Annotated in this window: 4 protein-coding genes; 1 reads left to right on the forward strand and 3 read right to left on the reverse strand. The window is 60.5% G+C overall.

Annotation, left to right across the window (positions count from 1 at the left end; all coding sequences use genetic code 11):
• Positions 1–134 precede the first annotated feature (134 nt).
• From F8N85_RS33285 to aceK, 3 genes are all read right to left on the reverse strand, one after another.
• On the reverse strand, positions 135–1,256 hold the full coding sequence (locus tag F8N85_RS33285; protein WP_150804429.1) for a beta-ketoacyl-ACP synthase III: 1,122 nt from the start codon (positions 1,254–1,256) through the stop codon (positions 135–137).
• Positions 1,257–1,563: 307 nt separating this feature from the next.
• On the reverse strand, positions 1,564–5,475 hold the full coding sequence (gene hrpA / locus F8N85_RS33290; RefSeq protein WP_150804430.1) for an ATP-dependent RNA helicase HrpA: 3,912 nt from the start codon (positions 5,473–5,475) through the stop codon (positions 1,564–1,566).
• A gap of 232 nt (positions 5,476–5,707) precedes the next feature.
• Positions 5,708–7,429 (reverse strand): bifunctional isocitrate dehydrogenase kinase/phosphatase, encoded by a 1,722-nt coding sequence (aceK, locus tag F8N85_RS33300; RefSeq protein ID WP_150804432.1) that lies wholly within the window; start codon positions 7,427–7,429, stop codon positions 5,708–5,710.
• 147 nt (positions 7,430–7,576) lie between these two features.
• Here aceK and F8N85_RS33305 point away from each other — a divergent pair, with 147 nt between their 5' ends.
• The gene (locus F8N85_RS33305) at positions 7,577–8,503 is read left to right on the forward strand and encodes a DMT family transporter (RefSeq protein WP_150804433.1); all 927 of its coding nucleotides are present in this window, start codon (positions 7,577–7,579) and stop codon (positions 8,501–8,503) included.
• Positions 8,504–8,531 lie beyond the last annotated feature (28 nt).

Raw genomic sequence — 8,531 nt, forward strand, 5'->3', positions numbered from 1 at the left:
GCTCCCAAAAGATCGCAGCCTGTCGGCAGCTCCGGGGATCGATGTTCAACGCTAAATCGCGGTTGAATTTGGTCGGCGTAGGCGCTGCCGACAGGCTGCGATCTTTTGGGAGCCACCCTCTCCCCGCTGTGAACTCAGCGCTTGCGCAGAATCACGCTACCAATCGAATAACCGGCACCGAAGGAGCTGAGCACCGCCAGCGAGCCGCTCGGCAGATCGTCCTGGTTTTTATGAAAGGCAATCACCGAACCGGCCGAACTGGTGTTGGCATAGGTGTCGAGAATCACCGGCGCTTCTTCTTCCGTGGCTTCGCGGCCGAGGAGTTTTTTGACGATCAGGTGGTTCATGCTGAGGTTGGCCTGGTGTAGCCAGAAGCGCTTCACGTCGCTGATGTTGAGCGTGTTCTCTTCCAGGTGGGTGGCGATCAATTCAGCCACCATCGGGCAGACGTCACGGAAGACCTTGCGACCTTCCTGCACGAACAGTTTGTCCGGTGCACCGACACCCTCTTCGGCGGCGCGGTTGAGGAAGCCGAAGTTGTTGCGGATGTTGTTGGAAAACTTGGTCAGCAGCTTGGTACTGACGATATCGAACTGGTACTTCGAAGTGGCCAGATCGGCGCGCTCGATGATCACTGCGGTCGCCGCGTCGCCAAAGATGAAGTGGCTGTCGCGGTCGCGGAAGTTCAGGTGACCGGTGCAGACTTCCGGGTTGACCATCAGAATCGCCCGGGCCTGGCCGAGCTGGACGCTATTGGTAGCCGCCTGGATACCGAAGGTCGCCGAGGAGCAGGCGACGTTCATGTCAAAGCCGAAACCTTCAATGCCCAGTGCTTCCTGGACTTCGATAGCAATCGCCGGGTAAGCCCGCTGCAGGTTGGAGCAGGCGACGATGACCCCGTCAATGTCGGCGGCGGTCTTGCCGGCGCGCTGCAAGGCTTGCTCGGCAGCGCCGATGGCCATTTGGCAAAGCACCGACCATTCATCGTTGGAGCGCTCGGGCAGACGCGGAGTCATGCGCTGCGGATCAAGGATGCCTTCTTTGTCCATGACAAAACGACTTTTGATCCCCGAGGCCTTTTCAATGAACGCGGCACTGGATTCGGTGAGTGCCTGAACTTCGCCGCGCTCGATGGCTTGGGCGTTATCCGCATTGAACTGCTGCACATAGGCATTGAAAGACTGCACCAGCTCTTCGTTGGAGATGCTGTTGGCCGGGGTGTACAGGCCGGTTCCGCTGATGACGACGTTATGCATGGTCGTTTCTCTAATCTGTTCAGGCAGAAAGTATTGGTACCGACGTACCAATACACAAAGGGTCTGATCCCACTCAATGGAATGAAACCTTGCGTCGCTTTATTCCGATCCGCCCGAACCTGTAGAGGCTCAAAACCGCGGGGCCGGCGTTTATAGGCGCGAAGTTTGCCATAAACGTTGAGTTTTGGCGCCTTTTGCAGGATGCAGCCCCTGCCACAAACTGTAGGAGCTGCCGCAGGCTGCGATCTTTTGACTTTAAAAGAACGAAGATCAAAAGATCGCAGCCTGCGGCAGCTCCTACGCGGGGTTAGGGTTCAACCTGACTCCATTGTTTGCTCAAACGCTTGTCGGAGATGGGTACCTTCGTTCCCAGTTGCTGGGCAAACAGAGAAACCCGGTACTCCTCGAGCCACCAGCGATACAGTTCCAGCTGCGGATCGCGTTTGCCTTCCTGGGCGTGTTTGCTGGCCCGCGCCTGGTATTGCGCCCATAACCCGGCCAGTTCGGTGCTCCAGACCCGGTCTTTCTGGACCTGGCTCGGCAGTTTCTCGAGACGCAACTCGATGGCCTTGAGGAAGCGAGGCAGTTCCTTGAGCCAGATCGCCGGAGTCTCGCGGACAAAACCCGGATACACCAGCTGACTCAATTGTTGCTTGATGTCATTGAGGGCCACCGCCTGCGCCAGGTCGATCTTGCCCTTGAAGCGCTTTTGCAGGCCATGCCAAAGCTTGAGCGTCTCCAGCGTCAGTTTCGCCAGACGCTCGGCGTGCTCGGTCCAGCCACCTCGTTTGCGCTCGGCCAGCGAAGCCAGACCGACGCCATCGCGCGGCAAACTCGCCTCGCCGTCGAGAATGCAGCTGTCGAGGCTGGCCAGCAGAATGTCTTCCACCAGGCTGTCGATGCGCCCCAGCTCGCGGTACATCAACCCCAGATCGGTCAGCCCGGGTAACTTGCCACGGAGGAACTTCGCCGGCTCGGCCAGTTGCTGCATCAACAAACGTTGCAAGGCCCGACGATGCTGAAACTCGGCCTCGGCGGCGGTAGAAAACCGACCTTCCTTGACCGTGCCGTTCTCTTCCACCAGTGCCGGATAAACCGTCATCGACAGCCCGGCGATCTTCTGCTGAGTCTTCTCAGCCACCGCGGCGAAGACTTTGGCCTCCACCGGTTGCTGGCTTTTCGCGGTTTGCGGCACGGCCAACGCGGCCTGGCTGGCTTCGGCAAAACGCGCGGTCAGTTCGGCGAGGTCGCGGCCTTCACCGAGGAACTTGCCTTGGCCGTCGACGATTTCCAGGTTCATCCGCAAATGCCCATCGACCTGCTGTGCCGCTTCGGCCCAGGCTTCGTCGCTGACCCGCGCACCGGTCATGCGCAGCAATTCGCGGCCCAACGCCTGAGGCAACGAGCCCTCGGCAAAGGTCATGCGTTGCAACGCGGCCTTGATGAAATCCGGCACCGGCACGAAGTTCTTGCGCAAGGCCTTGGGCAGGTTGCGTACCAGGGCGATGCATTTGGCCTCGATTACCCCCGGCACCAGCCATTCCAGACGCTCGGACGGCAGTGCCGGCAGCAACGGCGCCGGCACCCGCAAGGTCACGCCATCGCGTGGGTGATTGGGCTCGAAGTGATAACTCAAGGCCAACGCCAGATCGCCCAGGTGCAAGGTATCCGGGTAATGCGCGGCAGTGACTTCACTGGCTTCGCGAGCGAGTACGTCTTCTTCGCGCATCACCAGCAACTGCGGGTCTTTCTGGCTGTGGATGCGATACCAGCTGTCGAAGGTCGCGGTCTGGTGGATATCGGCCGGCAACCGCGCATCGTAGAAGGCGAACAGGGTTTCTTCATCAGCGAGGATGTCACGGCGGCGGGCCTTGGCTTCCAGTTCGTCGAGCTGTTCCAGCAGTTGCTGGTTGGCGGTCAGGCACTTGGCCCGGGACTGGATTTCCCCGCGCACCAAGCCTTCACGGATAAACAGCTCGCGGGACAGCACCGGGTCGATCGGCCCGTAATGCACCGGCCGCCGACCGACCACGATCAACCCGAACAAGGTGATCTGCTCGAAGGCCACGACCTGGCCGCGCTTCTTCTCCCAATGGGGTTCGAAGTGGTTTTTCTTGATCAGATGCCCGGCCAGCGGTTCGATCCAGTCCGGCTCGATCTTCGCCACCATCCGCGCATAAAGCTTGGTGGTTTCCACCAGCTCGGCGGCCATCAGCCATTGCGGGCGTTTTTTACCCAGCCCCGATGACGGATGAATCCAGAAGCGTCGTTGACGGGCGCCGAGGTAGTCGCCTTCTTCGGTCTTCTGGCCGATCTGGCTGAGCAAACCGGAGAGCACGGCTTTGTGCAGTTTCGGGTAATCCGCCGGCTCTTTATTGAGGCTCAGCTGCATGTCGCGGCAGATCAGGCTCAACTGTCGATGGGAATCGCGCCATTCGCGCAAGCGCAGGTAGTTGAGGAAATTCTTCCGGCACCAATTGCGCAGCGGGCTAGCGGTCAGGGCCTGGCGCTGCTCTTCAAAGCCGCGCCACAGATTGACCAGCGCGGCGAAATCCGAGTCGACGTCCTTCCATTGGGCGTGGGCCTGATCAGCGGCTTGCTGGCGCTCCGGCGGACGCTCGCGCGGATCCTGGATCGACATGGCGCTGGCGACGATCAAGACTTCCTGCAAGCTGCCCAGTTTCGCGGCTTCGAGCAACATGCGGCCCATGCGCGGGTCCACCGGCAGCCGTGCCAGTTGTCGACCGAGCGGGGTCAACTGACTCTCGCGATCCACCGCCGACAGTTCTTGCAGCAGGTTGAAACCGTCGCTGATGGCCTTGCCATCGGGCGGCTCGATAAACGGGAAATCGGTGATCTCGCCGAGGCGCAGATGGAGCATCTGCAGGATCACCGCCGCCAGGTTGGTGCGCAGAATTTCCGGATCGGTAAATTCCGGCCGGCCGAGAAAGTCCTCTTCGGCGTACAAGCGAATGCAGATGCCCGGCTCGACCCGTCCGCAGCGGCCTTTACGCTGGTTGGCGCTGGCCTGGGAAACGGCCTCGATCGGCAGGCGCTGAACCTTGGCGCGGTAGCTGTAGCGGCTGATCCGCGCAGTGCCGCTGTCGATCACGTAGCGGATGCCCGGCACCGTCAGCGAGGTTTCCGCCACATTGGTCGCCAGCACTACGCGCCGCCCCGGGTGGGACTGGAAGATCCGCTGCTGCTCGGCCGGCGATAGCCGTGCGTACAGTGGCAGGATTTCGGTGTGCTTGAGCTGGGCTTTGCGCAGCATGTCGGCGGCGTCGCGAATTTCTCGCTCGCCGGGCAGGAACACCAGCACATCACCGGGGCTGCGACGTTCGCTGCGCTCATAGGCGGCAATTTCGTCGAGGGTGGCGAGGATCGCTTGATCCACCGTCAAGTCTTCTTCGACGCGGTTGCCCTCTTCGTCCTGCTCCAGGGTCAGCGGGCGATACCAGGTGTCCACCGGGAAGGTCCGACCCGAGACTTCGACAATCGGCGCGTCGTTGAAGTGCTTGGAGAAGCGCTCCAGATCGATGGTTGCCGAGGTAATGATGACCTTCAGGTCCGGGCGACGCGGCAGCAGGGTTTTCAGGTAACCGAGCAGGAAGTCGATGTTGAGGCTGCGTTCGTGGGCTTCGTCGACGATGATCGTGTCGTAGCGCTCGAGGTAGCGGTCGTTCTGGGTTTCCGCCAGCAGAATGCCGTCAGTCATCAGCTTGATCAGGGTGTTGGCATCGCTCTGATCCTCGAAACGCACCTGATAGCCGACCAGCGCGCCCAGTGGCGTCGCCAGCTCTTCCGCGACCCGGCTCGCAACGCTGCGAGCGGCAATCCGCCGCGGCTGGGTGTGACCGATCAGGCCGTACTGGCCGCGACCGATTTCCAGGCAGATTTTCGGCAACTGGGTGGTTTTACCCGACCCGGTTTCACCGGCAATGATCAGCACCTGATGCTTGAGCAGTGCTGCTTTGATTTCGTCGCGCTTGGCGGCGATCGGCAGGCTGTCGTCATAGCGAATCAGCGGCAGGCTGGCACGTCGCGCCACCACCCGATCACAGGACGCCTGCGCCCGCTCGACCCACTGCGCCAGCTTGGCCTCGTCGGGTTTTTTGCGCAGCTCAAGCAACTGCCGCCGCAGCCGGTGGCGGTCGGCGAGCATGGCGTGATCGAGGTTTTTCAGCAGTTGATCGATAGCAGGCGATTGGTCAGTCATCAGGTACGCAAAAGTCGTCTAGTGGTGCAGGGGGCGGATTGTCGCAGATTTGCGCACCTGGCGACGAATGGAACCTGCTTTTGTGGCGAGGGGGCTTGCTCCCGCTGGGTCGCGAAGCGGCCCCAAAACCGGCCATCGCGATCTTTCAGATAGAATGCGTTCACCGGTTTTACGACTGCTTCGCAGCCGAGCGGGAGCAAGCTCCCTCGCCACAATGTCGGTGTGTACCGGGCTACTCGTTATCCAAACCCTTGCGCCGATACGGGAACACATCGATCACCTTGCCGGCGCGAATCGCCGCTTGCAGGCCTTTCCAGTAATCGGCGTTGTACAGTTCGCCGTGCAGTTCATTGAACAACCGTCGCTGTCCGGCGTCGGCGAACAGGAATGGCGGAAACTCCTCGGGGAAAACATCCAGCGGCCCGATCGAATACCACGGCTCCGAAGACATCTCGTCTTCCGGGGTGCGCGGGGCCGGGATGTGGCGGAAGTTGGCTTCAGTCAGGAAGCAGATTTCGTCGTAGTCATAGAACACCACACGACCGTGACGGGTAACGCCGAAGTTCTTCAGCAGCATGTCGCCGGGGAAGATGTTCGCCGCCGCCAATTGCTTGATCGCCAGGCCGTAATCCTCCAGTGCCTCGCGAACCTGCGCGTCGTTGGCGTTTTCCAGGTACATGTTCAACGGCGTCATCCGGCGTTCGGTCCAGCAGTGGCGGATCAGCACCGTGTCGCCATCGACCTCCACCGTTTTCGCCGCCACTTCCAGCAGCTCAGCCAGGCACGCCGGTTCGAACTTGCTCAGAGGGAAACGGAAGTCGGCAAATTCCTGGGTATCGGCCATGCGCCCGACCCGGTCGACGCTTTTTACCAGGCGATACTTTTCAATCACTGTCGCGCGGTCGACGTTCTTCGACGGCGAGAAACGGTCCTTGATAATTTTGAATACGGTGTTGAAGCCCGGCAGGGTAAACACACTCATGACCATCCCGCGCACACCCGGAGCCATGATGAACTGGTCGTCGGTGTTGGCCAGGTGGTTAATCAGTGAGCGATAGAATTCGGACTTGCCGTGCTTGTAGAAACCGATCGAGGTGTACAGCTCGGCAATGTGCTTGCCCGGCAGGATACGCTTGAGAAAACCGATAAACTCGGCCGGCACCGGCACGTCGACCATGAAATACGAACGGGTGAACGAGAAGATGATCGACACATCCGCTTCATCGGTGATCAACGCATCGATCTGAATCCCGCGGCCTTCGCGGTGCAGAAATGGAATCACCAACGGCCATTGCTCGTCGTGGGTGTAAATGCGCCCCACCAGGTAGGCACCCTTGTTGCGGTAGAGCACCGAGGAAAACAACTCGACGTTCAGCTCCGGGTCCTTGCAGACCCAGTCCGGCAGGTTCTCGCGCAACTGCGCTTCGAGCCGGCGCAGGTCACCCGGCAAATCGGCATAAGGCTCGCTGAAGCTGTAGTCGACGAAGATCTGCTCGAGCATGCCCGACAGTTCGCCTTCGGGCTTATAGATGCGGGTTTGCGCCGCACGGGCCCGACGCAGGCTCGGCCGGGTGGTGTGGATGAACATGCAGCCGTCGCTGATCAGGTCGTGGCTGAACAGCCCGCAGAACGCCGAGTTGTACCAGGTCTCGGACAGCTCATCGTCGAAACGCAGGTCGATCAGACTGATATAGGCGCTTTTCACCAGGGGCCAGTAAGTAACGTCCAGCATGGCCTCGCCGTCAAAGGTCTGGTGCAGTCGAGCGACCACTTCACTGACTTTTTCTTCGTAGAGGTTGATCCGTGCCGCCGAGGCGACCTGCGCCTCCTGCCACTGCGCCTGCTCGAACCGCGCCCGGGCGCCGTCGGTGATCTGGCGGAAATGCTCGCGGTAATCGTCGAAGCCATCGAGGATCATTCGGGCGATATCGGCGGCTGGCCATTGCTGCGGCATAGATAAACCTCTGGAGGATGATTCTTGGCATTAAGGGGCTGAGCTTAGAGGCGTAGTGGCCTGTGTGGCTAGTGTCAGGCAATGCAACCATTGCCATGCGTTACACCTGCGAGGACACTTGCGGCCCGATCAAGTAAGGAACAGACCGTGAACCCCGTCGATATACTACGCATGCTGGCGCTTTCCGCCATCTGGGGCGCGAGTTTTCTGTTCATGCGCATCATCGCCCCAGAGATTGGCACTATTCCCACCGCCTTCTTTCGCGTATCGATTGCCGCCGGCGGGTTGCTGGTGATCCTGGCGCTGATGCGTATCAGCTGGGATTTTCGCGGCAAGTTCAAGACGGTGCTGCTGCTTGGGGTGATCAACTCGGGAATTCCGGCGACTATGTATTCGGTGGCCGCCCAAGTGTTGCCCGCCGGCTACTCGGCTATCTTCAACGCGACGACACCACTGATGGGCGTGTTGATTGGCGGAGTGTTCTTCAGTGAAAAACTCACCCCGGCGAAGATCGCCGGGGTGTGCCTTGGATTATTCGGGGTCGGCATTCTGACCCGCGCCGGTCCAGTGGCCTTCGACCTGGAATTGCTGATGGGCGCCCTCGCCTGCCTGCTCGCGACGACCTGTTACGGCTTCGCCGGTTTCCTCGCCCGCCGCTGGCTCGATCAGCAAGGCGGGCTCGACAGTCGCCTGTCGGCGCTGGGCAGCATGCTCGGTGCGACGCTGTTTCTATTGCCATTGTTCGGTTACAACGCCATCAGCCAGCCACCGGCCAGTTGGGGTGGCTGGAATGTCTGGTTATCGCTGTTGGGATTGGGCCTGGTCTGCACCGCCTTTGCGTACATCTTGTACTTCCGTTTGCTCAGCTCGATCGGCCCGGTCAAATCAATGACCGTGACCTTCATGATCCCGCCTTTCGGCGTGCTCTGGGGTGCGCTGTTCCTCGATGAACCCTTGTCGATGGCCCATGTGTATGGCTCAGTGTTGATCGCCGGGGCGTTGTGGTTGGTGCTCAAACCGACGGTAGCGACGGTGGCGACGGTGGCGACGGTGTCGAAGGTGACTGCCCGGTAGGCCTTCAAAAGATCGCAGCCTGCGGCAG

The sequence above is a fragment of the Pseudomonas fluorescens genome, assembly GCF_902497875.1.
In the GTDB taxonomy this organism is placed as follows: domain Bacteria; phylum Pseudomonadota; class Gammaproteobacteria; order Pseudomonadales; family Pseudomonadaceae; genus Aquipseudomonas; species Aquipseudomonas fluorescens_BR.